At 69.1% G+C, this 24774-nt stretch carries 20 protein-coding genes; 8 read left to right on the top strand and 12 right to left on the bottom strand.

Annotated elements, in window-relative coordinates:
* Positions 1–134: 134 nt before the first annotated feature.
* The gene (locus VFA06_RS13815) at positions 135–416 is read right to left on the bottom strand and encodes a ribonuclease domain-containing protein (protein WP_414639889.1); all 282 of its coding nucleotides are present in this window, start codon (positions 414–416) and stop codon (positions 135–137) included.
* A gap of 255 nt (positions 417–671) precedes the next feature.
* Positions 672–1796 carry a polyprenyl synthetase family protein gene (locus VFA06_RS13810; protein WP_349260177.1) on the bottom strand — a complete coding sequence of 375 codons (1125 nt, stop codon included), beginning with the start codon at positions 1794–1796 and terminating at the stop codon, positions 672–674.
* Between the two features lie 206 nt (positions 1797–2002).
* On the opposite strand from VFA06_RS13810, the gene metF reads away from it, so the two are divergent.
* Complete coding sequence (metF, locus tag VFA06_RS13805) at positions 2003–2938, top strand: methylenetetrahydrofolate reductase [NAD(P)H] (RefSeq protein ID WP_324840942.1); 936 nt, start codon at positions 2003–2005, stop codon at positions 2936–2938.
* Between the two features lie 35 nt (positions 2939–2973).
* Here the strand turns inward: metF and VFA06_RS13800 are convergent, their stop codons facing one another.
* Both VFA06_RS13800 and VFA06_RS13795 read right to left on the bottom strand, forming a co-directional pair.
* Positions 2974–4353 carry a phytoene desaturase family protein gene (locus VFA06_RS13800; RefSeq protein WP_324840941.1) on the bottom strand — a complete coding sequence of 460 codons (1380 nt, stop codon included), beginning with the start codon at positions 4351–4353 and terminating at the stop codon, positions 2974–2976.
* A 25-nt stretch (positions 4354–4378) separates the two neighbouring features.
* Positions 4379–5479 carry a hypothetical protein gene (locus VFA06_RS13795; protein WP_324840940.1) on the bottom strand — a complete coding sequence of 367 codons (1101 nt, stop codon included), beginning with the start codon at positions 5477–5479 and terminating at the stop codon, positions 4379–4381.
* Positions 5480–6951: 1472 nt separating this feature from the next.
* Here VFA06_RS13795 and VFA06_RS13790 point away from each other — a divergent pair.
* Positions 6952–7449 (top strand): hypothetical protein, encoded by a 498-nt coding sequence (locus VFA06_RS13790; RefSeq protein ID WP_324840939.1) that lies wholly within the window; start codon positions 6952–6954, stop codon positions 7447–7449.
* Between the two features lie 110 nt (positions 7450–7559).
* Here the strand turns inward: VFA06_RS13790 and VFA06_RS13785 are convergent, their stop codons facing one another.
* Positions 7560–12503: a DEAD/DEAH box helicase gene (locus VFA06_RS13785; protein ID WP_324840938.1), complete on the bottom strand. Its 4944-nt coding sequence runs from the start codon at positions 12501–12503 to the stop codon at positions 7560–7562.
* A 53-nt stretch (positions 12504–12556) separates the two neighbouring features.
* Here VFA06_RS13785 and VFA06_RS13780 point away from each other — a divergent pair, with 53 nt between their 5' ends.
* Positions 12557–12742 carry a DUF3046 domain-containing protein gene (locus tag VFA06_RS13780; protein ID WP_324840937.1) on the top strand — a complete coding sequence of 62 codons (186 nt, stop codon included), beginning with the start codon at positions 12557–12559 and terminating at the stop codon, positions 12740–12742.
* A 51-nt stretch (positions 12743–12793) separates the two neighbouring features.
* On the opposite strand, the gene VFA06_RS13775 is transcribed toward VFA06_RS13780, so the two are convergent.
* From VFA06_RS13775 to VFA06_RS13765, 3 genes are all read right to left on the bottom strand, one after another.
* Entirely contained in the window at positions 12794–13369 is a 576-nt protein-coding gene (locus VFA06_RS13775; RefSeq protein ID WP_324840936.1) for a TetR/AcrR family transcriptional regulator, read from the bottom strand.
* A gap of 215 nt (positions 13370–13584) precedes the next feature.
* On the bottom strand, positions 13585–14577 hold the full coding sequence (locus tag VFA06_RS13770; RefSeq protein WP_324840935.1) for a chaplin: 993 nt from the start codon (positions 14575–14577) through the stop codon (positions 13585–13587).
* Positions 14578–14766: 189 nt separating this feature from the next.
* Positions 14767–15000: a chaplin gene (locus tag VFA06_RS13765; RefSeq protein ID WP_324840934.1), complete on the bottom strand. Its 234-nt coding sequence runs from the start codon at positions 14998–15000 to the stop codon at positions 14767–14769.
* 415 nt (positions 15001–15415) lie between these two features.
* Here VFA06_RS13765 and VFA06_RS13760 point away from each other — a divergent pair, with 415 nt between their 5' ends.
* Entirely contained in the window at positions 15416–16162 is a 747-nt protein-coding gene (locus tag VFA06_RS13760) for a MerR family transcriptional regulator (RefSeq protein WP_324840933.1), read from the top strand.
* A 329-nt stretch (positions 16163–16491) separates the two neighbouring features.
* Complete coding sequence (locus VFA06_RS13755) at positions 16492–16860, top strand: cell division protein SepF (RefSeq protein ID WP_324840932.1); 369 nt, start codon at positions 16492–16494, stop codon at positions 16858–16860.
* 113 nt (positions 16861–16973) lie between these two features.
* Here the strand turns inward: VFA06_RS13755 and VFA06_RS13750 are convergent, their stop codons facing one another.
* The 3 genes from VFA06_RS13750 to VFA06_RS13740 all read right to left on the bottom strand — a co-directional run bounded on the left by VFA06_RS13750 (position 16974) and on the right by VFA06_RS13740 (position 20367).
* Positions 16974–18266, bottom strand: a complete 1293-nt coding sequence (locus VFA06_RS13750) for a S8 family serine peptidase (protein ID WP_324840931.1) — start codon at positions 18264–18266, stop codon at positions 16974–16976.
* A 92-nt stretch (positions 18267–18358) separates the two neighbouring features.
* Positions 18359–19867: a WXG100 family type VII secretion target gene (locus tag VFA06_RS13745; RefSeq protein ID WP_324840930.1), complete on the bottom strand. Its 1509-nt coding sequence runs from the start codon at positions 19865–19867 to the stop codon at positions 18359–18361.
* An 86-nt stretch (positions 19868–19953) separates the two neighbouring features.
* Positions 19954–20367, bottom strand: coding sequence for a hypothetical protein (locus VFA06_RS13740; protein WP_324840929.1), 414 nt, complete (start codon positions 20365–20367; stop codon positions 19954–19956).
* A 313-nt stretch (positions 20368–20680) separates the two neighbouring features.
* Between VFA06_RS13740 and VFA06_RS13735 the strand changes: the two genes are divergently transcribed.
* From VFA06_RS13735 to VFA06_RS13725, 3 genes are all read left to right on the top strand, one after another.
* Positions 20681–22189, top strand: a complete 1509-nt coding sequence (locus VFA06_RS13735) for a M1 family metallopeptidase (protein WP_324840928.1) — start codon at positions 20681–20683, stop codon at positions 22187–22189.
* 135 nt (positions 22190–22324) lie between these two features.
* Positions 22325–23173, top strand: coding sequence for a hypothetical protein (locus VFA06_RS13730; RefSeq protein WP_324840927.1), 849 nt, complete (start codon positions 22325–22327; stop codon positions 23171–23173).
* Between the two features lie 273 nt (positions 23174–23446).
* A complete protein-coding gene (locus VFA06_RS13725) occupies positions 23447–24019 on the top strand; it encodes a hypothetical protein (protein ID WP_324840926.1) in 573 nt (190 codons plus the stop codon).
* A 52-nt stretch (positions 24020–24071) separates the two neighbouring features.
* Here VFA06_RS13725 and VFA06_RS13720 read toward each other — a convergent pair whose 3' ends face one another.
* Positions 24072–24767, bottom strand: a complete 696-nt coding sequence (locus VFA06_RS13720; protein WP_324840925.1) for a response regulator transcription factor — start codon at positions 24765–24767, stop codon at positions 24072–24074.
* Between the last annotated feature and the right edge of the window lie 7 nt (positions 24768–24774).

The following is a 24774-nucleotide window of genomic DNA, read 5'->3' as shown; positions in this document are numbered from 1 at the left end:
TGCCGCATTTGCGGCTTTTGAAGCTTTCAGACTCCAGTGCAGCGTGACTCTGTGTCGACGACTCGTCGGTAACCAAAAGTGTTCGAGTAGGCGGCGTATGTTCCCGGGCGAGTTTCCTTGCTGACCGCAATCCCTCAGTTCGCGCAGGCAATCCAGTCGAACGTGCCGTAGTGATCCGCGGTGTAGTAGTCCTCACCGCCGGCCCCGGTTACCACCCGCCGGGCGCCACGGGTAGTGGAGCCTGGAGTCACGACCGTGAATTCGTGGTAATAGCCGTAGCGCTCACGAGGTAACGCGCCGCTGTAGTTTCCGTAGACGGTGTCGTCCTCCGGGTAGGGGTACGGGCCGCCGGACGCGATCAACCGCAGCGTTGCGACGGCCTGCGAAGGCAACTGAGTGACCGTGAGAACCGACATCCCTGACGGGGGAGTACTTGAGGCCGAACAAGCGATGCCGGATGAGGCCGAGCCGCCACGGTGCGCCGTCGCACCTCCTCGAGCCGCGCTCGAGCAGCCCGAGACGAGCAGGACGAGTGCCAGTGCCAGCGCCGCAGACCCGCAAGTCGCAGCTTTCACCGCCGCCTGCCGATCGCCCATCAGCCCGCGCGATGCCTCATCCCTCGGCAACAAACCCGTACGCACCCGGGCATTGTCTCCTCTCGACGCGCCCGGTCAGCCGTGCCGCGCCGTCGCCGCGACCGCGAGCTCGCCCAGCACCTCGCGCGCTTCGGCGGTGATCGGTGCCGCGTCGAGCGCCGCCAACGCGGTCTGTGTCAGTTCGCTGATCCGCGCCTCGACCTCAGCCAGCGCGCCGGTTTCAGCGATCACCGAGCGCAGGGTCTCGACTCCCGCCTCGTCGAGCCGCGCATCGCCGAGCCCGGAGCGCAGCGCCTTGGCCTGAGTCTCCGTCGCCTGCTGGGCCGCGAGCGCGACGAGCACCGTCTGCTTGCCCTCGCGCAGATCGTCACCGGCCGGCTTGCCGGTCGCCGCCGGGTCGCCGAACACGCCCAGCACGTCGTCGCGCAGCTGGAACGCCTCGCCGAGCGGCAGCCCGTAGCGGGAGAGCGCGGCAGTGAGCGGGCCGTCCGCGATGCCGGTCGCCAGCGCCGCGCCGAGCTGAAGCGGCCGCTCGATGGTGTACTTCGCCGACTTGTACCGCAGCACGGTGCGGGCTCGGGCGAGCGTCTCCTGCGGGGTCGAGACCGAAAGCCCGCGCGCCTGAGCGAGCACGTCAAGGTACTGCCCGGCCATGACCTCCGAGCGCATCAGGTCGAAAACTGGCCGGGCCGCTTGGATCCGTAACGCTTCCAGCCCGCAGCGCGTGAACAGCTCGTCGCACCAGGTCAGGGTGATGTCCCCGAGCAGCACGGCCGCCGCCGCGCCGAACCGCTCCGGCTCGCCCTCCCAGCCGCCGTCCCGGTGAAGCCGCTCGAATCGGCGGTGGATGGCCGGAGCGCCGCGCCGGGTGTCCGAACCGTCGATGTAGTCGTCGTGGATCAGCGCGGAGGCCTGGAGCAGTTCCAGGGCCGCCGCCGCACGCACCGCCGCCGCCTCCGCGGCCTCGATGCCGGTGTCGTCATCGGCCCCGCCTCCCGTCCCGCCTTCCACCCCTCCCGCGGCTCGCCAGCCCCAGTAGCAGAACGCCGGGCGCATCCGCTTCCCGCCGTCCAGGAACTCTCGCAGCGCCGCGACCACCGGCGCCAGGTCCGCGCTCACCTCGGCCAGGAGCACCTCCTGGCTGTCGAGGAAGGCGGTCAGCACGGCGGACACGCGGGCGCGAAGGTCGTAGCGATCCAGCGCCGCGGTCGCGCGGTCCGCAGCGGGAGAGTTCGCAGCGGAGGAGTCCGCGGCGTCGGCCGCACGAGCCCGGGAAGCATCCCGGGAATCGCTCGGCTCGAGGGCATGGCCGTTCACGTGCTCGTCTTTCACAAAACCCGAGCCTACGTCGTCTCATCCGCTGAAACGGCCCTGGTACCCCCTGGGTCGGCGGATACAGTGAACGCATGGCACTCGGCATCCCCAGCATTCGTACGGACCGGGCCGTGACCGTCCGCGAACTGCTATCTCGCGGGGCGCCGACGATGTCCTTCGAGTTCATGCCGGCTCGCAACCCCGAGCAGGAGCAGCAGCTGTGGAAGGCGCTGCGCCGGGTCGAGTGCGTCGGCCCCGACTTCGTGTCGATCACCTACGGCGCCGGCGGCTCTACCCGCGAGAACACGGCCTCCGAGGCGGAGCGGGTCGCGACCGAGACCACGCTGACCCCGGTCGGACACCTGACCGCGGTGAATCACTCGATCGGCGAGCTGCGGCGGATCATCGGCCGTTACGCGGACGCCGGGGTGCGCAACATTCTGGCCGTGCGCGGCGACCCGCCCGGCAACCCGCGCGGCGAGTGGATCAAGCACCCGCAGGGCATCGAGTACGCGATCGAGCTGGTGCGGCTGGTCAAGGAGTCCGGCGACTTCTGCGTCGGCGTCGCGGCCTTCCCGGAGAAGCACCCGCGCTCGGCTGACTGGGACGACGAGATCCGGCACTTCGTGGCCAAGTGCCGCGCCGGGGCCGACTTCGCGATCACCCAGATGGTCTTCGACGCGGAGCACTACCTCCGGCTGCGCGATCGGGTCGCAGCGGCCGGGTGCGACATCCCGATCATCGCCGGACTGATGCCGGTGACCCGTGCGGCGCAGATCGAGCGGATGGTCACGCTCAGCGGCGGCACGTTCCCCAAGCAGCTCGGCGAGCGCATCCACGCGGTCGCCGACGACAACGCCGCGGTCCGCCGGATCGGCATCGAGCACGCGACACAGCTGGGCGCCCGCCTCCTCGCGGAGGGCGTGCCGGGCCTGCACTTCATCACGCTGAATGCGTCGACCGCGACGCTCGAGGTGCACCAGAACCTGCGCGAGGCGCACACCCCGGCCGGCCTCGCCGCCGTCTGACCTGATCCGGCGCAGCCGTCTGTCCCCCCGTCGGCCTAGCGTCGCGGTTGGATGAGCTCTGCGGCCTGCCATCCGGACAGCGCGGCGAACGAGAGCCCGCTCCCTGGTCGCGCCGATGCTCCGACGTGAAAGAGCCCTGGCACCGGCTGCTTCACCGGTGAGCGCAACAGCGCCGAACGCAGATCGTTGACTGCCGGTCCGTACGCGGCGCCGCCGGGCACGCCGGTTGCCGCTTCGCGATCCGAGGCCGTGATCGTATGCACCACGCGCGCCTTCCCGCGCACGTCGAGGCCGCGCGACGCGAGCAGATCGAGAACCTCACCGAGATCAGGCTGCTGATTCCCGTTCGCCGGCACGTGCACCGTCCAGGCCGCCGGCTGCTCAGCGGCAACGTGGACACGTACCGCGGGGCCGTTCTCGGCGAGCAGCACGGACTCGTGTGGCATCGGCGGCGCGGCGTTGTGCTCTACGACCAAGCAGAACGTTGTGATCGCAGCCGAGTAAGCAGCCTCACTTTCCTGCCTCCCGAGCAGCCTGGCCAAGACCGCCCGGTCCACATCCGCAACGACCACGTCAGCCGCGATCCGCTCGCCGCTTTCCAACGTCACGCCGCTCAACGCTCCGGACGTGGACCGCTCGATGCGCGCCACACGTGCGCCGTGTCGGATCTCGGCGCCACGATCCAGAACGCGCTGGCCCAGCTCCTCAGCGAGCTTGTGCATGCCACCCACGATCCGCCAAGCGCCGAACGCCTGCTCGACGTAGATGCGCGCCGCCAGAGCCGTCGGCGCGCTGCGCGGATCGGCACCGGCTTGCCGGGCGTAGTCGTCGAGGAGGAGGAACAGCCTCGGGTCGTCGAACCAGCGGCTCGCCACCTGCCGCAACGAGCGAAAGGGCGTGAGCGCGCGTCGCCCGGCTGTCGTGCGCAGTAGGCGGGCAAGCTCGCGTCCGCCGGCGCCTGGTGCCTCGATGAGCGCGGGCCGGATCACGTCCCATACCCGGCTGCCTTGGTCGACGACGCGTAGCCAGGCCGCGCCGGCGCCGCTGCCAAGCGCCTCGTCGAACGCCGCCACCAGCCGGCCGCGCGAGGCGTTCGGCAGGTCGAGCCGGGTGCCGTCGGGGAAGAAGTAGCGCCGAACGGGATCGAGCGGCTGAAGGTCGAGGCGGTCTTCGAGCGTGGCGGCGGCGCTCTTCTTGCGCGAACCGGTCTTGATGAACAGGTCGCGGTACGCGGCGGGCAGGGTCAGCGTGTAGGCCCCGGTGTCGAACACGAGATCGTCGTGCCGCCACGAGCCGAGCGCACCGCCGACCGAATCAGAGGCTTCACACACGAGCACGCTGTTGTCGCGCGTCGCCAGGCGAGCAGCGGCCGCGAGCCCGGCCATTCCAGCCCCGACCACGATGATCCTTGCCACAGCGCACAGACTTTACCCGGCTGTGTCACGGCCGTGAGCCGACCAGGGCGGCGAGAACGCGTCGCGCGGTGCCGGTGAGCGATGCGCGGCTGCTGTGCTGGCTCTCCCACTGTGCTTCGGCTTCGGGGTCGGGCGGCAGCAACGGTTCCAGCTGCTGAGCCGGCGGGATGACCCGGCGGCCGTCGGCGACCGCGACGCGACCGCTGGCCCGGCGGACCGTGCGCAGCAGCGCGAGCGGATCCGGGTCCGTCGCCGCGGCGCGATAGCCGCCGATGCGCCAGTAGGCGTCGGCGTCGACGGCGACAGCGAACCGGCCCGGGTGCGTACGGCCTGCGCCCGTTCCCAGGCCAAGGCCCAGGCGTGTCCCGCTGCTGCCATACGCGCGGCTTGAACGGTGGTGGCCGTGCAGACTGTGCGCCGCCGGGCGCACGCGTGTGTGTTCGTCGTTCGCTTCGTCTCTTACCGAGCCGTGGTCGCCCGCACGAGGAGTCCGCGCCTGCTGTGCCTCCGCCTGCCATGACTCCGCCCGTGGCGGCGCGGCTGACTGAGCGTCGATGCCGTGAGCGGATTGCGGATCGGCCGACTTCGGCGCTGGCCGACCAGTGTCGAGCACCGCGAGGTCGAGCTGCTCGCCACGCAGCAGTGCCGTGGCGGCCGCGGCCGCGTGCGGCCCCAACGGTGCGCACGGCTCGGCAAAAATCAGAACTCTGCCACGAGCGGCGACGGCGAGCTGGTGATAGCGGTGCGCACGCGGCGACCAGCCACGAGGCAGCGGCGCAGCGGCGAGTATCCGCACTCGGGGATCGTCGCCGAACTCGCGCCGCAGAGCGGTCCTCGTTTCCTGCGGGCAGCCGTCATCGAGCACGACGATGTCCAGATGGTCGACCCCGCGCTGCCGCAGCGCGGCGCGTATCGCGGCGACCGCTGGAGCGGGCTCGTGCCGCATCGCTATCAGCACAGAGACCGGCTCGGCGGCCTGAGGTGGCCGAGCCGTGGTGCAGTGCAGATGAAGCGCGGCGGGGTTGATGTGGACTCCCCGGCGCCGCTGCGAGCCGCGCCACAGCGCGTCGGCAGCAGTTGATGCAGCGTTGGTTGCGGCGTTGACCAGGCCAGATGTGACCGCCACGGAGGCCGCCAACCCGATCCCGAGGCCCAAAGCCGACAGCGCCCACGGCGTAGCGTTGGATGACGTTCTCGCCGAAGCAGAAATGTCGAGCCCTGAGACCCTGCGCTCTATCGCCGTCAGGGCCGCTCCCGACGCGACCCGGGATAGCGACCCGCGGGCTCGCCTGGCAGTGAAGCCCAGCGAGCCCAGGTCCGGCAGTCCATCGAACGATGCGATGCGGGTCACGTAAGGAGCATTACCCCGCGGCATGTCGGACGCCGGTTGAATCACTCCATCTGGCTGATAAACAGACAGTTAAACCCTATCGAGTGAGCGAATCTGATGCTTGGACAGGCGAAGGTGGGGAGCTGAGACGACGCGGCAAGTGGGCGGCGTGGTGCATCGAGGCTCAGCGAGATGCAGTCGGACACAGTCGGATGCATTCAGACGCATCGAGACGCGTCCACACGCATCGCGCGGACGCGGAGCAGTCAGCCAGTGGCGCTTCCCTGGCCAAGCGTTCGATTGGGAAGGGGTGCGCGGTCTGCGCCCGAGCGTTCGACTCGACGTGGGCCGAGTCGGCTAGCAGTGGTGCGTTGGTAACTGCCAATCAGGGCCGGCCAATGTGAACCGGGGCGGTGCGGAGGCACGCCGTCATGCCAAGCACTCGCGGATGAGCGTTCTGACGGTGGATCGCAGTGGCCGTGACGCTAGGTGATGGGTGTCGGGCGGGGTCCGAGCGCGCACCCCCACGACGCGCGCGCGGACCCCGCCGCACCCCCTCGGGCGCGCCGACACCACTCTCCCCTGCGGTGTCGGGCGGCGCCGACGTCCCCTCCCTGTGCACCCCACCCGGGTTAACCGGCGGCGCGGAGACCCTCGCAGCTCGCCGATCCACCCAGTAGGACCACCCAGGTGCCGGGATGGTTGTGGACACATTTGGTCACGGTTCGGTAACTATCGGAGTCGAGACCGCATGATTTTTTGGTTTCGGACCCGGTTTTCCATGTTGGCGCAGGCTGAGCGCTAAGGGAAGAGCACGATCTGTAGTCGCTTCCGGTTCGATGGCGCGACACGCCCGGGGGCGGCGGGGTCCTCTGCGCGGTCCTCCGGCGCCTCGGCGCGTGGAGCTGCGGTGACGTGTGGGTCTCCCGGGCCGTGTCACTGATTCGAGCGAATATTCGAGATTCGGCTGGATGGTGGGACCCGACCGGGGTAGTGTTGGACTCGTTCGAACAAAGATTCGAACAAGCGTCGCCGCCGTCCGCAGGGGGCGTCACCGCGCTCCCGCCCGAGTCGCACCGGGCTGGTCCACTGCTGAGCGCAGGGAGGCACCGGGGAAGCCTGCGGCCGGCGGCGACGTGGCCCCTCCGGGGCCTGGGGGATGCCGGGGGTCCGCGGTCGCGCGGGTCCACGACGTGCCCCTCAGCGGTCCGCCGCACCCGGAGGGGTCCACAACCACCGTGTCCGCGCACTCATACGGCAGGGGAGCCATGACGATCGCGATGTCAGAACAAGTCGACGCGGAACCCTGCGACGTCCTTCGCGGCGGTGATGGACCGGTGTACTTCCTGCTCGGCGGCCGGCTCTATGTGGTCCACGAAATCCTTGGCCGCTGGATCGAGCCCGATGTGGAGCCGCGGCGCCGCGGGCGTCATGCGGCGCCGCAGGACCAGCTGGAGGGCGAGCAGCTACAGGGGCTTGGGCGAGTTCCGGCGCAGGAGCAAGGAGCTGCAGGTTGTGGACTGCGGGACGCTGCTCCGATGCCCCCGAGGCAACGTGAGTCGGCCGAGTCAGATCAGGCCGGACGGGATCAGACCGAACGGGATCAGGACGCGCCTGAGCCGGAACAGCCCGCGCAGGTCGAACACTGGCTGGTGATCGCTTCGATCGGCCGGTTCGGAACACCGGCCGTGTTCAGGCTGCAGCGTCGCCCGGCACCGCCGGCGAACGGACCGGATCGGTGGACGGTGCGCGCGGAGCGACGGTGACGGGAACGGGGAGGTGGGCGGTGGCACCCCGACCACGACACTGTCGACCTGACAACTACGACTCCAACGGCTTCCAGATCCAGCACATCCACGTGGCGGGGCGGTGCGGGTTAGTGGCGCAACCGCAAGCCCTGTGGGGCGAGGGCGAATCCCGCCGCGGACAGCGCTGCGGCGACCGGTGTCGGCGTGGCGCTAGAGCCGGCTGCGAGCACCGGGACGCCGTCCGTGGTGACCACCGTGAGCGCGCCGACGCGGCCGTCGCGTACGGCTGCGGCGACCGCGTTGGCGGCGCTGGCCAACACTTCCGGCGCGTCGGTCCACGACAGCACCGTGCGGCCGCCGCGTTCTACGTAGAGCACCAGCTCACCGTCTACCAGCACCACGAGGGCCCCCGCCTTGCGCCCTGGCTTATGGCCTGGGGCGGCCGGTGCCGAGATCACCGGCGACGCCGGCGATGACGAAGCTGGTTGTGTGGTGGTGTCTGTGGACCGTCCGTGGCTTAACGGGCGGTCCGGCCACGGGACTGCCGCGCCGTATGGGTTTGCGGGGTCGGCGGCAGCGAGCAGCAGAGTGGTCGGCGTGCGATTCGAGGTCGGCTGATCGGAATCGCCGGACAGCGCGCGCAGGCGGTCCACCGCACCATCTGCGGCGAACTGCGCCGCTCCCAGGCCCTCCACGAAGTAGCCGCGGCGGCACCTGCCGGCCTCTTCGAATGTCGACAGGACGCGGTATACCGCGCTGAAACCACCGGGCAACCGCTCCGCAGCCACGGAGCCGCGGGTGACGATGCCGTACCGATCTAGCAGCACCTCGCCGAGCACCTGAGCCGAAGCCGCCCGCGCGCGCGGATCCGCGGACGGGATCGCCGTGCGCAAGCGTGACCAGCGGCCGACCGCCGTGGCCGCGACGGCGCTGGGCAGCACCGGGGCCGCGGCCGGGACCGTCGCGGCGAAGCGCAACGCTCCGTACCGGCCACGCGGAGTCGGGCGCTTTGCGCGGTGTGCGGTGCGGCCCGAGCCAAGCAGCGCGCGGACCGGCGCGTAGGTGTCGTTGGTGACGCGGCCCGCCCAAACGAGGTCCCAGAGCGCAGCGAGGACGTCAGCGGGATCTATGGATGGATTCGGGGAGGTGGGGGTGCCCGCGCGGTCTGCGGAGTCCGGGCCTTGCCCCTGAGTGCGAGCGGAGCGCTGCGCCTCGGCCTGGGTGACGTGTTCGACCAGTGAGCGGAAGAACAAGCCGGCGTCGCGCTCCAGAGCGGAGAGCAGCGCCCATTGCGCCGGTGAGGCATCGTCGAGCGGTGTCGGCTCGGGCAGCACGAACGGCGCGATCGCGGCGGGCGCCAGCGCGATCCAGCCGTCGTCCACGGCGAGCGCTCCGGCTCCGGCCCACACCACTTCGCCACCCGAGGTGAGCTCGTCCAGCATCGCGGGCTGATAGTCCGACACACGGGAGGGCAGGACCAGCCGTTCCAGGGCTGACGCCGGCACCGGGACTCCGGCGAGCTGTTCGACCGCGCGCAACACGCCGTCGACGCCGCGCATGCGTCGGTCCGGCCGTTCGCCCGGCTGGCCTACCGACTGCCACAGCGGCAGCATCCGGGCCAGCGCGGTCGGGCCGACCGGCTCGGCCTGCTGGCGCAGGGCGGCGACGGTTCGCCGGCGCAGACGTCGCAGCACCCTGGCATCGCACCACTCGTCGCCGCTGCCGTCCGGGCGGAATGCGCCGCGGATGACGCGCCGATCTGCGGCAAGCCGTTCGAGGACCGTGACGCACACCGCGACGCCGAGCCCGAAGTGCTCGGCGGGCTGCCGGGCCGAGAACGGGGCGTGGGTCCGCGCGTAACGCGCCATCAGGTCGCCTAGCGGGTCGACGACCGGCTCGGTGAACGCCTCAGGCACGCCCACCGGCAGCGGCACGCCAAGCGCGTCGCGCAACCGGCCGGCATCCTCGATCGCGGCCCAGCGCTCCTCGCCGGCGATTCGTACCCGGATGACGCGGCGCGAGCGTTCCAGGGCGGCGAGCCAGTCGGCTTCGATGCCGCGTCGGGCGGCCTCGGCGGTGGACAGCGGTCCGAGCAGGCGCAGCAGGTCGGAGGCGTCCTCGGCGTCGCGGGCTGGCCGGTCGGTGGTCAGGTGTTGCAGCTCGGCCTCAAGGGCGGAAAGCACCTCCACGTCGAACAGGTCGCGCAGTTCCGGCTGCCCGAGCAGTTCGGCCAGCAGCGACGGGTCCACGCTCAGGGCGGCGGCCTGGCGCTCGGCCAGCGGCGAGTCGCCCTCGTAGAGGAACTGCGCGACGTAGCCGAACAGTAAGGACTTCGCGAACGGCGACGGCGACGGGGTCTCGACCTGCACGACCTTCACCCGCCGCGCCTCGATGTCGCCGAGCAGTTCGACCAAGCCTGGCACGTCGAACACGTCCTGAAGGCACTCGCGCACCGTCTCGAGCACGATCGGGAACGAGGCGTACTTCGAGGCGACCGCGAGCAGATGCGAGGCGCGCTGCCGCTGCTGCCACAGCGGCACGCGCTGTCCGGGTCGGCGGCGCGGGAGCAGGAGGGCGCGACCGGCGCACTCGCGGAACCGCGCGGCGAACAGCGCCGAGCCACCGACCTGGTCGGTCACCGCCTGTTCGATTTCATCGGCGGGGAACCGTGCGCAGGAGTCGAACACATTTTCGATGTTCGCGCGGCCGTCGCTGGCCGGGTCCGCGTCCGCGTCGAGCTCGGCCCACGGTTGCTCCCAGTCGGTCTCCGGCAGCCGCAGCACGATCCCGTCGTCGCCGTGCATGACCTGGGCGTCGAACCCGAATTCCTCGCGCAGCCTGGCGCCTATAGCCAGCGCCCACGGCGCGTGCACTTGGGCCCCGAACGGCGAATGGATCACCACCCGCCAGTCGCCCAGCTCGTCGTGAAAGCGTTCGACCACGATCGTCCGGTCGTCGGGCACGTGCCGGGTGGCCTCGCGCTGCTCGGACAGGTAGGCGAGCAGATTGCCCGCAGCCCATTCGTCCAGCCCCGCCGCCCGCAGCCGCTCGGTCGCTTCCTGCGGTTCGAGCGCGGTCAGTTCGCGGGTGAAAGCGCCGAGAGCTCGCCCCAGCTCCAGCGGCCGGCCGAGCGCGTCGCCCTTCCAGAACGGCAGCCGGCCGGGCTGCCCCGGGGCCGGGGAGACCAGCACCTTCTCGTGCGTGATGTCCTCGATTCGCCACGAGGAGGTGCCCAGGGTGAACACGTCGCCCACCCGCGACTCGTACACCATCTCCTCGTCCAGCTCGCCGACCCGCCGCCCGCCGCGCTTCTCGTCCCCGCCGACCAGGAAGACCCCGAACAGCCCGCGGTCCGGGATCGTGCCGCCGGAGATGACCGCGAGCCGCTGCGCGCCCGGCCGACCGGAGATCGTGCCCGCCTCCCGGTCCCACACGATGCGTGGCTTGAGCTCGGCGAACTCGTCGCTCGGATAGCGCCCGGCCAGCATGTCGAGCACGGCTTCGAAGACCGACTCGGTGAGCGTGGCGAACGGGGCGGCCCGGCGAAGCAGAGCCAGCAGTTCGCCGGTGTCCCAGCTGTCTACCGCGCACATCGCGACGAGCTGCTGGGCCAGCACGTCGAGCGGGTTGCGTACCGGCGCGATCGCCTCGATCTTCCCGCTGCGCATGCGCTCGGCGACCACCGCCGCCTGGAGCAGGTCGCCGCGGAACTTGGGGAAGATGACGCCGCGGGACACAGCGCCGACCTGGTGCCCGGCCCGGCCGACCCGTTGCAGCCCCGAGGCCACCGAGGGCGGCGATTCGACCTGCACGACCAGGTCCACCGCGCCCATGTCGATGCCGAGTTCGAGGCTGGAGGTGGCCACGACCGCGGGCAGCCGCCCGGCCTTCAGCGCCTCCTCCACCTCGGCCCGCTGTTCCTTGGAGACCGAGCCGTGGTGCGCCCTGGCCAGCAGCGGCGGCGCTCCCGAAGCGGAGCCCGCCTGGCCCATCAGCTCGGCTGGCAGCCGGGTGGGCTTCGTGGCGGTTGGAGCGAGACGGAGATCGGCATCGCCGTCGCCCTCGGAGCCGGATGCCAGGTCGGCGGCGGACCCGCCTGCCGGCACCAGCACGGGATCGGGCGCGAACAGGTCGAGGCCGATCCTGGCGGCGTGGATCTCGTTGAGCCGGTTGCACAGGCGCTCGGCCAGCCGCCGCGAGTTGGCGAAGACCAGGGTGGAGGTGTGCTCCTCGACCAGGTCGGCCACCCGGTTCTCCACGTGCGGCCAGATCGAGGCCTTGCGCCGGCCCGCCTCGTCGGCCGGGACCGCCTCCGGATCGGTGTCCACGGTTTCGAGCGCGGTCAGATCCTCGACCGGGACCACCACGCGCAGGTCGAAGCTCTTCGCGGTCGGCGGGGCGACGATCGTGGCCGGCCGGGTGCCGCTGAGGAACCGGGCCACCTCCTCGGCCGGCCGCACCGTCGCGGAAAGTCCGATCCGCTGCGCGGGCTTCGGCAGCAGGTGGTCGAGCCGCTCCAGGCTCAGCGCCAGGTGCGCGCCACGCTTAGTGCCGGCGACCGCGTGCACCTCGTCCACGATCACCGTCTCGACCGAGCTCAGCGCCTCGCGCGCCTGCGAGGTCAGCAGCAGGAACAGCGATTCGGGCGTGGTGATCAGAATGTCCGCCGGGCTGCTTTGGAACTTGCGACGTTGTTCCGACGGGGTGTCACCGGAACGCACCGCTATCCGCACATCGGGCTCGGGGAGCCCGGCTCGTACTGCGGACTGCCGCAGCCCTGCCAGTGGCGCGCGCAGGTTGCGCTCCACGTCCACGCCGAGGGCCTTGAGCGGCGAGATGTACAACACGCGGCAACGCTGGCGGCCGCTCTGTGGAGGCGGCCCGAAGGCGAGCCGGTCGAGCGCGGCGAGGAACGCGGCCAGGGTCTTGCCCGAGCCGGTCGGCGCGATGACCAGCACGTTGTGACCGCCGCGAATCGCCTCCCACGCGCCGGTCTGCGCGGCGGTGGGCTCGGCGAACGCGCCGTTGAACCATTGCCGCGTCGGCTCCGCGAACCCGTCTATAAGACCCATACGGACATCTTCCCTGCTCCCACTGACAGATTGCCGCCGGATAGGCTTCCGGGGTGCGGTTGACGGTGTTTTGGGAGCGGATGACGGAGCAGTTCGGGCCCGGCTATGTGGACTCGTTCGCCCGCGATCATGTGATGAGCGAGCTGGGCGGGCGCACCGTGCTGCAAGCGCTTGATCAGGGGGTTTCGGCGAAAGAGGTCTGGGCGGCGGTGCGCCGCTCGCTCGATCTGCGGGACTGATCGCGGACTGACTGCTGGGCTGAGGCGCGGGTGGTGGCTGCCGTCTGCCGGCTAAGCGGCTGCTGCTGCCGAGCTTGGGCGCAGCCCGGTGGCCAGGACCCGGCTGAGGTAGGCGAAGCTGGCGTCGGTCTCGGTCGGCGCCCGATAGCCGAGGCCAAGCTCAAGGCTGACGAAGCCGGTCACCGCCGCGCGCACGCAGCGCACAGCGTGCACGAGGTCCTCGCCCGTGAGCCCGAAGCCGCGCACGACCGCGTAGGCGACGTTGACGAGCCGTTCCGACGCGGCGGTGAAGGCTGGATCGTCGTAATAAGCACGCTCGATCAACGCGTGCCGATGCGGAAACTCACTGGCCAGCCGCCGATATTCGGTCAGATAGGCCTTCAGCGCGTCCTCTCCTGCGCGTCCCATGACGACCGCGCCCATCTGCTCCGCCGTCTCGTTGAGGATGCGGATGGCGAGAAGCCGGCGCAGTTCGGGCAGCCCGCGAACATGCTTATAGAGGGATGGCGCGGCCACGCCGGTGGCGTCGGCGATCGCCTTGAGGGTCAAGCCGTCGGAGCCGCGTGCGTCGAGGATTTCGAGCGCGGCGTCGACGACGGCGTCGGGGGAGAGCCCCGCTCGCGGCATCCGTGCACCTCCCGGGGCCTTCCGGCCGGTTGACTGGCCTACTAGCTGAAAAGCTAAGTTGATTAGCCGGGGCGAGTCAAGAACAGGCCCTAGCGGGCCGCAAAAGGCGTTCGCCCCGGCGCGGGAGGCGGCCGGGGCGAACGAGAGGGAAGGGCGGGCTCGGATCAGAGCGCGCTTTTCCCTGGGACCGGAGATCTAGGTTGGAGATCGAGGTATCAGTGCGAGCGGCTCGGGAAGCGCTTGCGCAGCAGCACGCCGCCGCCGATCAAGCCCGCACCGAGCGGCGCCACCGCGAGCGCGCCGGAGCCGGTGTGCGCCAGAACTCCGGTCGCCTTACCCGATGATCCGTTCCCGTTGGTGCCGCCATTCGAACCACCGTTGGAGCCGCCGTGCGAGCTGGTGCTGGTCGGAGAGGCGGTGGACGACGGGGTGCCGCCGCCGGGCGCCGAGCTTGTCGGCGTCGAGGTGGTCGTGCCGGACGGCGGGCACGGCGTGGTGGGAGGCGGCGGCGGGGGCGGAGGGCAGCCGCAACCGGTCGGGGTCGGAGTCGGCTGAGTCGGAGTGGGCGTCGGGGTGGGCGGCGGCGGGGGAGGAGTCGGAGTCGACCCGCCGTTGTTCTCACAGGAGTTGCCGGTGACCGAGTCGAGGATGCCGATCACGTCGACCTGGTTGCCACACACGTTGACCGGCGCGTTGATCGGAACCTGAATCACATTGCCGGAACCGATGCCGGGCGAGCCCTTGGAGCTGCCGGACGCGGTGGTCGAGCCGGAGCCGCCGTTCGAGCAGGAGTTGCCGTGGTCGGTGTTCCCGACCCCGATCACGTCGACCTGGTTACCGCACACGTTGATCGGCGCGTTGATCGGGATCTGCACCAGGTTGCCGGAGCCGACGCCGGGGGAGTGCTTCGCGTCGCCGGACGCCGACGTGCCGTCGTTCGACCCACCGGCCGCGCTGCCGCCGTCATTCGAGCAGGAGTTGCCGGTGACCGAGTCGAGGATGCCGATCACGTCGATCTGGTTGCCACAGACGTTGATCGGTGCGTTAACCGGCAGCTGGATGAGGTTGCCGGAGCCGATACCCGGGGAGTGCGATGTCTCCCCGGTTGCCGTCGTGTCGGCGTGCGCGCTGGCCATGCCCAAGCCGGTCATGAGCAGGCCGCCGGTGGTCATCCCGAGCACGACGCGGCGTTTCGTCGAAAAGTGCATACGTGAACCTCGTGTCTATCAATGCCAACCCGATAACCAAGGGAACGAGGTGTGACGATCGGGGTTACCGCAAATCCGACGAATCCTGCGGACGAGTGAATTCCGGTGCTGCGGTACAACTAAACGGGCGGAGCCCGGCGCGCGCTAGGCGGGCCGGGCTCCGGTCGGCCGGTCTATGCCGGCCGGCGGTCAGTTCTCGCTGTGGTTGTCGAAGACCGAGTCGAGCAGACCGATGATGTTGACCCCGTTGCCGGTCACGTTGACCGGGATGTGCACCGGAATCTGGGTGTTGTTGCCCGAGACGATGCCGGGGGAGTTGGTCGCCGAGCCGTCGGCCGAGGTGTCGGCCATGGCCGCGCCGGCGCCGGCCAGGACGACGCCGCTGGTGGCCGCGGTCAGCACGGCGAGCTTCTTGAGGTTCATCGGATTCCTCCTTGCCGCGGCCCGGTTGGGGCACGCGGCGGCGGTTCGGTTTTGTCACTACTCAGGGCACTGTGACGTCCCGGTCTGGCCCGGCCGGTTTTTGACTGGGTCTTTCTCAAGCTCGGTCCCCCCGGGGGCGTCACGTGCAGCCCAACGAGCCCTGTCGGCGGGGAGGCACGGATGCGGTGTGTTGATCCTTCTTTCTGGCGAACCTACGATCAGCCAAATATCAGCCGGTTGGACCTCTGGTGAGCGGAGCACTCGTCGGCCGGGCTGGTGGGGGGGAGTTCGTAGGCTGATCTGATTCGGCCCGCTACTTGCCGCGGTGATTTCGCGCGCGCGAGTCCGATGAACCTTTCGACTTGCGCTTTACGCTGCGTCAACGCCTAGCGTCGTCGGCGAAGGAGGAAAGACCGTGAGCTGGACCATTGCGCAGGTCGCGCGGCTTTCGAAGATTACGACGCGGACGCTGCGGCACTACGACGCGATCGGATTGCTGCGGCCGGCCGGCACCGGGGCGGGCGGGGTGCGCCTTTACGAGCGGGAACAGCTGCTTCGCCTGCAGCGGATTCTGCTGCTGCGTGACCTCGGCCTGGGCCTCGACGCGATCGCGTCGGTGATCGACGACCAGGACCGGCGCGGCACCCGCGACGTGCTCGATCGGCACCGCACGTGGCTGCTGGCCGAGAGCGAGCGGCTCACGCGGCTGGCGCGCACGGTGCAGCGAACGATCGATGAGCTGGCTGGAGGAGAGGAAATGGACGTGGAGGAGCTGTTCGAGGGCTTCGACGCTTCGCGATACGAGGCGGAGGTGCAGGAGCGGTGGCCGGAGGGCGCGGCCGAGTCGCGCCGGCGGACCGCGAACTGGAGCCGGGAGGACTTCGCCGACGCGGCGCGACGGGGCGTCGACCTGGCGCAGCGGTTCGCGACGCTGGCGGCCGAGTCCGTGCCGGTCGACGACCCGCGTACGCAAGAGGCCGTGGCCGAACACTACGAGTGGGTGTCTCTGTTCTGGACGCCCAACGCTGCCGCCTATCGGGGGCTCGGCGACATGTACGTGGCCGATGAGCGCTTCCGGCAGTACTACGACAAGCACGGCGAGGGCACCGCTCGATACCTGCGCGAAGCCATGGCTGCCTACGCGGAAGCGAACCTGGCATAGCGCAGCGCGCGGCGGCGTGACGGGGCGCGGCTGACGGGCGCGGCTGATGCGACGGGGCGCGGTTGGCTGGATCGAAGGAGCTCGGGCCGGGGCGGGCTCCAGCGGACTGACCGCGCCGCGGCGCGTATACCACCTACCTCCGACAGATTTCGGCGCGTCGCGAGTCGTCCAAGCGGAAAACCGGCTAGCGTAGACAGCTAAGAAGAGAAACACTCGAATGAGCGACCCGCTGATGGGGCATCACGCGCATGACGCGTCGTGATTCTCGCAGTGAATCGGCGAGTGCTCGGCGTGGCAGGTTGACAGCTGGTCCGGAAGGGAGGCGTGCGATGGTTTCGAGCCGCAGGGCGACCGCCCCGCATTTGGTGCCGGTCGACGACGGCGAGCGGTGGTACGGCGAGGAGCTCGGAGCGCAGCCCGGCTACCGGATCGCGACCGTGCGCCCGCAGAGCTTCACCGACGCGAAGGTGATCGGCGAGTTCTTCCGGGACGGGATCCCGGTCATCATGAACCTCGCCGACCTGGAGGAGGCGGACGCGAAGCGGATCGTCGACTTCGCCTCGGGCCTGATCTTCTCGCTGCGCGGTGGAATAGAGCGGGTGGCCTCCCGGGTCTTCCTGCTCTCGCCGCAGGGCACTGAGCTGATGGACGGCGCACACAGCCCGTCCACGGACCCCGGGTTCTTCAACCAGGACTGAGAAAGCCAGTAAAGCTGTAGGCCGCCGCCCAGGGATTCCGGGTGGCGGCCTACAGCTTTTGTTCGTGGTGTTGACGTCGAGTGCGCGCCTAGCGTGGCCTTGCGACGCCGCTGCTACTGATTCGGATTCTGCGGATACTGCGGTGGCTGCTGCTGATACGGCGACTGCTGATATGGGTTCTGCTGCTGGTACGGACTTTGCTGCTGGTACGGGTTCTGCTGCGGATTGGGCGGCTGGTAACCGCCGCCGTGTTGGCCGGGGCCCGAGGGCGGCTTCGGCCCTCCGCGTCCACGCCGAGCGAGCGCGACGATGAGCAGTGCTAGCCCGAGGACGATGAACACACCCACGACCACACCGATGATCAGACCGATGTGCGACGAGCTTGACGGCGAGGCGGCAGCGGTCGGCGAGCTGGACGCGTTGCCGACGGAACCGGAACCCGGGGTCGCACTGGCGCCGGACGCCCCAAGCAGCGGGTTCGAAGTGTCGGACGGCGCGGACGCTTGCAGGGCCTTGAGGGGGTCGATGATGCCGTAGCCATATTGGTCGCTGTGCTGTCCGGCGGTTTGACCGGAGCCCGGGTCGGCGGTGCTGATCAGGTCGCGAATCACCTGGCCGGCCGTCCAGTCGGGGTGCGCGCTGCGGATCAGAGCGGCCGTGGCCGAGACGTAAGCCGTGGCCTCGGACGTGCCGGAAGACGTACCCTGCTGCCCGAAGTTGTTGTCCCGGTAGATCTGCACTCCAGGTGCGGCGAGAGTGGTCCGCGCTCCATAGCTCGACTGCGACCAGATCTGACCGCTTTGGTCGATTGCGCCGACAGCGATCACACCTGGGTACGCAGCCGGATACTGCACCGTCGTAGTGCCGTTGTCTTGATTGCCGGTGGCGGCGACCACGACGATATTAGCTGCGACCGCTTGAGCGATCGCGCCGGATACGTCGGGGCCGAGATCGTTAGCTCCACCGATCGAGAGATTGATGACGCCCACGTGTTGATTTACTGCGTATCGGATTCCGGCAGCGATGTTAGGCCCGAACAAGCCGCTGGCACTGGAAGCGTCGATGCGGACGGGAAGAATCTTCGCAGATGGGGCGAGGCCGGTGACGTTTGTACCGTTCCCGGCGATCACGGATGCCATTCCGGTGCCGTGGCCATCGTTGTCGGTGTCGGTCTCACCGTTACCGCCACTCGTCGTGCCGTTGGCGAAGTCCGCGCCGGATAGCACCTGGCCGCTCAGGTCTGAAATCGACGCGACTCCGGAGTCCAATACCGCGACGGTGACGTTAGCGCCCTTCGAGACCTGCCAATCCTGGCTGGCTTTGAGATAGTCCAGCGCCCACTGCTGGCTTGAATACGCATGCGCCGGACTCGCGGCGAGCACCGGAACGGCCAGCAGCGCGGCCATCGCCACCGCGCTGCCTACACGCCGCAATCCAGCCCTCTGCTGCTGCACTCTCAACGTACTTTGATAGGAACTTCGATTCCTACTTCGATCGACTACTCCACCACCGGCGGGGCTACTCTCTGCGCGGACTGCCACCATTCCGGGTCTTCCTTAAGGTAATCAGGGCGCTCACCGCGCTCGTCGTCCTCGTCGCGACTCGCACCGCTCCTGCCGGCACCCCGGACCATCCGCAAGGGGTTGCCGTCGGCATCCGTCGCCCCGTCGTACGCCGACGTTACCCGACCGGTACTGGCTCCGCGTCCTGAGTCCTTGACCAGCAGCGATTCGTTACCGCCGATCGAGGGCTGAACCCACTCCTCCTCGCCGGAACCGGCTTCGTCGCCGCCGAAGAACTTGCCGCGCGAATACTTGGAGGATCCGAGCTCTTCCTCACTCGAGGATCCGCCGCCGCGTCGGCCGCCCATTCCGTGCATAGCAGACTGCTGCTCGCCTTCGGCAGCGCCAGTGCCCGATGCCCCGGCGCGTCCGGACTCCGCTCCGTCCTCCCCTTCGAGGTTGCCGCCGAGGTTCGAAGCCGTGCGGCGAGCCGGGCCGCCACTGGACTCGTCTCCGAAGCCGTCCTCACCGAAGACGTTGGAACTGACCTTGGACGTGCCGCCGGTCTTGCCCTCTTCATTCAGGCCGTCGCCAAAGGGGCTGCCGCTTCCTCCGCCGGGTTTGGTCGTCTCTTCCCCGGCAGGAAATGGCAGGCCACCGCCGGGAGTGCCGAAAATCGGCCCGGGCGTCGTGGTGGTGGTCGTCGTGTTGAGGTTTTCGAGCCCGGTAGGTGTCGGAGTAGGGGAGGCCGTGAGTGGTCCGGTGTGCGCGGTAGTCGTCTCTTCGAAGAGGCCGTTGGTCACGCCGCCGACAGTCGGCTGACGCGTCGTCTTCCCGCCTCCGGTGGCCGATCCTCCGCTGAAGCCATAGCCCGCTGCAGCGCCTGAGCCTCCGCTGTAGGAGCCGCTGCCCAAGTTGAAGCCCCCTGCTGGGGGCGCGGAAGTCGGAGTGAAGCCGGTGTCGTGACTTGCCGCGATGGTGCTCATGTTGTTCGCCGCGGACTCGTAGCTCGACGAGAGCTTGTTGAGCACGTCAGCAGCCTGGTTCCGCGCGGCGAGGTTGTGCTGCTGGGCCTGCTGAACCGGGTCGGTCCCCGTGAAGATGTCCGAGACCGTGTTCGTGATGCCGCTGAAGAAGCCGCCGGAGGGCACGGGCTTCTCGTCGGGCACGCTCTTCATCGCCTGCTTGGCTGCGGTGGCGGCGGACTGCGCGGTCTTCAGCTGGTTGATCGTGTTGTTGACCGTGGTGACGACGTTCTGCGCATGGTTCGACGTGTCGGTGAACGTCTGGGTCGCCGCCGTCGCCGCGTCACCGGACCACGCCGACTGGAGCGACGCGTTCGCCTTGTTGAGCGTGTCGATGATGTTGTTCAGCGACTTGTTGACGTCCTCGTAGCCGCTGATCTGGACGCCGATCGCCTCCGGGCTGAGCGCCTCGGCCTGCTGCTTGGCCCACGCGACGCCGCCGTACTGCTGGACGGTGCTCTGGTTGAACTGATTCGGCATTGGACTGCCCTACCCCGCGTCTTCCGCTTCCGTCGCGTTCCGTTCCCGACCCGATCCGACCCGATCGCCTAGGCGGCGGACCGGAATCAGGTGTCCTTCTGGACCTGGGTCATGTCCAGCTGCAGGTTGCTCTCAGTGGTCGAGTAGAGCTGGTGCGTCTTCTGGATCCGGTCGTGCAGATCGGTGATCTTCTGGTTGACCTCGTTGATGAGGCCGTAGATCGCCTGCTGTACCTGGCCGTTCGCCGTGTTCAGCTTGTACGCCGCGTCGAGTCCGTTGTTCGTGTCGCCGAAGTTGGACGAACCGCCGTCGGACATCGCCTCGGCCCGCTTGATGCCGCCTGGAGCGGCGGTCTGCTGGATGTCCGAGGCGGTGTTGTTGTGGAACGTGTTCGGTGCGAGCGGGCTGGTCGGCGCCTGGAAGTGGTCCTGGAGCAGTGCCTGGAGCTTGGCCCTGACCGCTTCGAGCTCCTCTAACTCGACTCTGAAGCTACTACCCATGACGCCGGATCCCCTCGGTTCCCCTCGTGTGACACTGCTCTTCCGTTGTCGCCCCGCCGTGGGTTGCGACGCCTGGCGCGCCGTCTGGCGGAGGACACCCTATCGAAGGGTACCGACATGGACGACGCACGGCCACCGGTTCGTAGCCGGAAGTGGAGTGCCGAACCGGTAGGTTGGGACCTGGCCGTAGATCGGCCGCCTGCACTGTGTCCAATGGTGCGCGTTACTACTGTCGTCCATTACTACTGTGTCCACCGCGTGAGTTACTGCGGCTCTTAACCGCGGGCTCGTCCGGTCTGACGGGAGGTCCGCTGTGTCGGCGCGTGCGTCCCTGCCGGGAGGACGAGCCGGGTCCGGTGCGTTGAGCCGGCGCGCGGCATTGCGTACGGTCGGTGCGGCGGCGGTTGCTGGCGGGCTCGGGGCATGCGCTGCGGGAACGGGAACTGGCGGGGTGCCTGCGACGCCTGGCGACGCCGCGACCACATCGTTCGATCCGTACTTTCCGGGACATGGCGCCGGAGGGTTCCTGGTCAACCATTACGCGCTGGATCTGTCTTATGCGCAGGCGGTGGGTCGCATCGCCGGTACCGCGACAATCAGGCTTCTGCCATATTCCGCGCTTTCCGGGCTGAGTCTTGATCTGGTCGCCGGTATGACCGTCGTTTCTGTTCGGGCGAACGGGGCAATGGCGCGGTTCTCCCGACAAGGCGACAAGCTGCACATCCAACCGAGCGCCGTGCTACCCAGTGGACGGATGGCGTTGCTGGAGATCGCCTACTCCGGGCAGCCGGGACCGGTTAGCGTGACCGGGGTTGGGAGCGTCGGCTGGCAGGCCGGTACGGCTGGCGCGGCTGCGGCTGACATCACCGCGGTTTCGCTTCCAATCGGCGCGCCTACCTGGTTCCCCTGCGCCGATCATCCCTCGCTCAAGGCCGCCTACGAGATCTCGGTGACGGCGCCTGCCGGAGCCTCGGTGCTCGCGAACGGACGGCTCGTCGGCAAGCAGCCGCAGAACTTCGGTACCCGCTGGACGTATCGGCACGACGGTCCGATGGCGGCCTACCTCGCCACGGTCGCCATCGGAGACCTCACGATCGAGACCTCCTCCGGCCCGGCCGGCGTACAGATCCGCGATGCGTTCCCGGCTCGGCTCGCGGATCAAGCGCGGACCGACCTCGGCAGGCAGAGCGAGATGCTCAAGATGTTCACGTCGCTGTTCGGGCCGTACCCGTTCGACGTGTACGGTACTGCGGTCCTTGACGCTGTGAACGCACTGAGCCCTGCCGGTCCGCTCGGCGGGATCTACGGCGCCCAGACTCTCGGTCTGCTCGACGCGTTGATGATCGACGGGAAGCGCACCCATGAGAACCTGGTGGCTCGCGCCCTTGCCGCGCAGTGGTTCGGAGCTAGTGTCTCGGTCAGCAGTTGGGCGAACATCTGGTTGAGCACCGCGTTCGCGCGATACGCGGAATGGGTCTGGCTGGAGAAGTCGGGCGGCGCGAGCGCGGACACGTCGGCGCGGGCCGCGATGACGCGGTTGCGCGGCCTCGCTCAGGACCTCGTGCTTTCCGACCCGGGTGCCGAGCGGATCCTGGATGAGCGGGTCGCGCTGCGCGGCGCCTGCTTCCTGCACGCGTTGCGGCTGACGATGGGCGACTACACCTTCTTCCAAGTGCTGCGGGTGTGGTGCAGCCGCAACCAGAGCGGCGCCGCGCAGACCGAGGATTTCCTCCAGGTGGTTCCCGATGTCTACACCGCGCAGGACTTGACCGCATTCATGGGCTCCTGGGTGTCCGCTGCGCCGTTGCCCGACTTGCCGTAGCCCGCTGCGGTCGGTCTCGTTTCGGCATAAGGTCCGGTCACGATTCGGTGGCGGCGGGAACTCGGTCTTCGTGGCGTTCGCCGGGGCTCGCTAGGATCAGCCGCTCATACTTATCAATCCTTGGAGGGGGACACAGTGTCCGAGCCATGGGGGCAGCAGCCGCAGCAGTCGGGCGGCGACTGGTCGGTTCCGCAGGGCGGGGAGGAGTCCGGCTCGTTCGCGCCGCCGCCGGTCGACCCGCAGTACGGTTCGCCGCAGTACGCGGGTCAGCAGGCACAGCCGCAGTACAGCGCTCCGCAGCAGCCGGCTCAGCCGTTCGGCGCCGCGGGCCAGCCGCAGTACGGTGAGCAGCCGCAGTACGGCCAGCCGGGATTCGGTGCCCCGGCCGGCCCAGGCGGATACGGCGGCTACGTGCCGCCGCAGCAGGAGAAGAACGGCTTCTCGATCGCGGGCATCATCCTGTGCTTCCTGCCGCTGTTCGGCCTGATCTTCTCGATCCTGGGCCTCGTGCGGTCGGGCAAGATCGGCGGTAAGGGCCGCGGCCTGGCGATCGCCGGCCTGGTGCTCTCGCTGGTGTTCGTCGGCGGCTACGCCGCGATCGGTGTCGCGCTCAGCAAGAGCACCCAGCTCGACCCGGGCTGCACCTCGGCGGAAAGCTCGTTCCGCTCGATGCAGTCGAAGCTCACGGCCGACGGCAACAAGCTGACCAGCGACGGCGGCAACCAGGCCACGCTGCAGTCCGACCTGGTGCTGCTCAACACCGACCTGACGAACATGAAGTCGGCGCTGGACAACGCGCTGGGACAGGCCAAGAAGCAGGAGGTCAAGGACAAGCTCCAGGCTCTGGACACCGACCTGACCACGATGCTGAACGGGCTGAAGGCGCTTCAGTCGGGCGACACCGGGCAGCTGGACGCGTTCCAGACCGCGGCCAACCGGATCGGCCCGGAGGCCGACGCCGTGGACAGCATCTGCTCGTTCTAAGGGCTCAGCGGGCGACCTCGAGGGCCGCCGCCGGAGGAATCCGGCGGCGGCCCTTCGCATGTCACGGCCCACTTACATGAGATTCATTCATGTTCGTGTCCGAATATGGTGGTCGCGGTTGAGATCCGGCCGTCTTTCCCGACCCGCCGTGGATTCGGGCCCAAGCACCCCGTACGATCGCTGCTCGTTGTGGTTAGTTAATCCAGCTAACGTAAAAGCGCGACACGATCACGCAAGGGCACATCACCTATGGCGAATGACTCGAACGAAGCTATGTCGCTGTTCGAGACGGCTCCGGCAGACCACGCCGGCAGCGATGACCGCTCGGATGCACCGGCCAAGCAGGCGAACCCTGTGGCGCTCGTCGGCGCGATCCTCTCGTTCGTCCCGCCGCTGGGGCTCGTGCTCTCAGCGATCGGGTACAAACGGTCACGCTCGCGCATGGGTGCAGGACGAATAGCCGCGGTGATCGGCATCGTGCTAGCGGTGGTGTTCGGCGGGGTGGAGGCTTACGTGGTGTCTACCGCTCCGCTGCTGGACGCGGGCTGCCGCGACTCGAATTCCGCGGCCGATCGGCTGCGCGCCCTGCAGGCCTCCCCTGGCGGGGACTTGGCCGTGCTGGCCGCTGAGCTCGACTCGATACACACCACGCTCGCCAACGCGGCGGACAAGGCCGGAAGCGCGGACGTGCGCACGAGGATCGACCTGGTGGCCGGCGATGTCGAGGCGTTGTCCGTCGCCGTGATGAACGCCAAGACCACCGGGGACATGAGCCAGATGGTGATCGCTGAGAACAAGCTCATCGCGGACGGGAACGCAGCCGACTCCTACTGCCACTCGCTCTAGCGGCGAGCAGCGCGCCGGACACCGCCACCGACCGGCGGCGACAGGCCGTGGCTCAGCCGACTAGACCGTTCCGGTACGCGTAACGCACAGCTTGGGCGCGGTCTCGCACGCCGGCTTTCGCGAACAGATGGTTGATATGCGTCTTCACTGTCGCCTCGGACACGTACAGTTCCGCAGCGATCTGTGCGTTTGAGCGGCCGGCCGCTATCAGCCGCAGTACCTCCACCTCACGCACCGTCAGATTGTCCGGAGCCGGCGAAGCGGCTTCAGGCACCGGGGTTGGGCGAGCAGCGGTCGCCGCTGATACGAGCCTGCGCTGGATCTCGCCGTCGAGTACGGACTGACCTGCGGCCGCCGCGATGACGGCACGCGCGATGTCCTCGCGGCCGGAGTCCTTGGTCAGGTAGCCGAGGGCTCCGGCTTGGAGCGCGCCGTGAATCGAGGCGTCGTCGGCATAGGTGGTCAGCACGACGACCCTCGTGCGCGGGTGGTGAGCGGTGATCTGCGCTGTCGCCTCGATGCCGTCCATACCCGGCATGTGCAGGTCCATCAGCGCCACGTCGGGGTCGGCGGCGGCGACGGCGTCGAGCGCCTGTTTGCCGTCCGCGGCCTCGGCCACCACGGTGATCTGCGGATCCAGATCGAGCAGCGTCACCAATCCGTCGCGTACTGCGGCCTGGTCGTCGGCGACCAGGACGCGGACCGGGGCTTTGTCGGAACCGGGGTTCGCCGGGCCAGCAGAGTTCACTCCTCAA

It is taken from the genome of Actinocrinis sp. (assembly GCF_035653575.1).
Classification (GTDB): Bacteria; Actinomycetota; Actinomycetes; order Streptomycetales; family Catenulisporaceae; genus Actinocrinis.
Note: the sequence above shows the minus strand (reverse complement) of the source record. Positions and strands in the feature narration are given on the sequence as shown.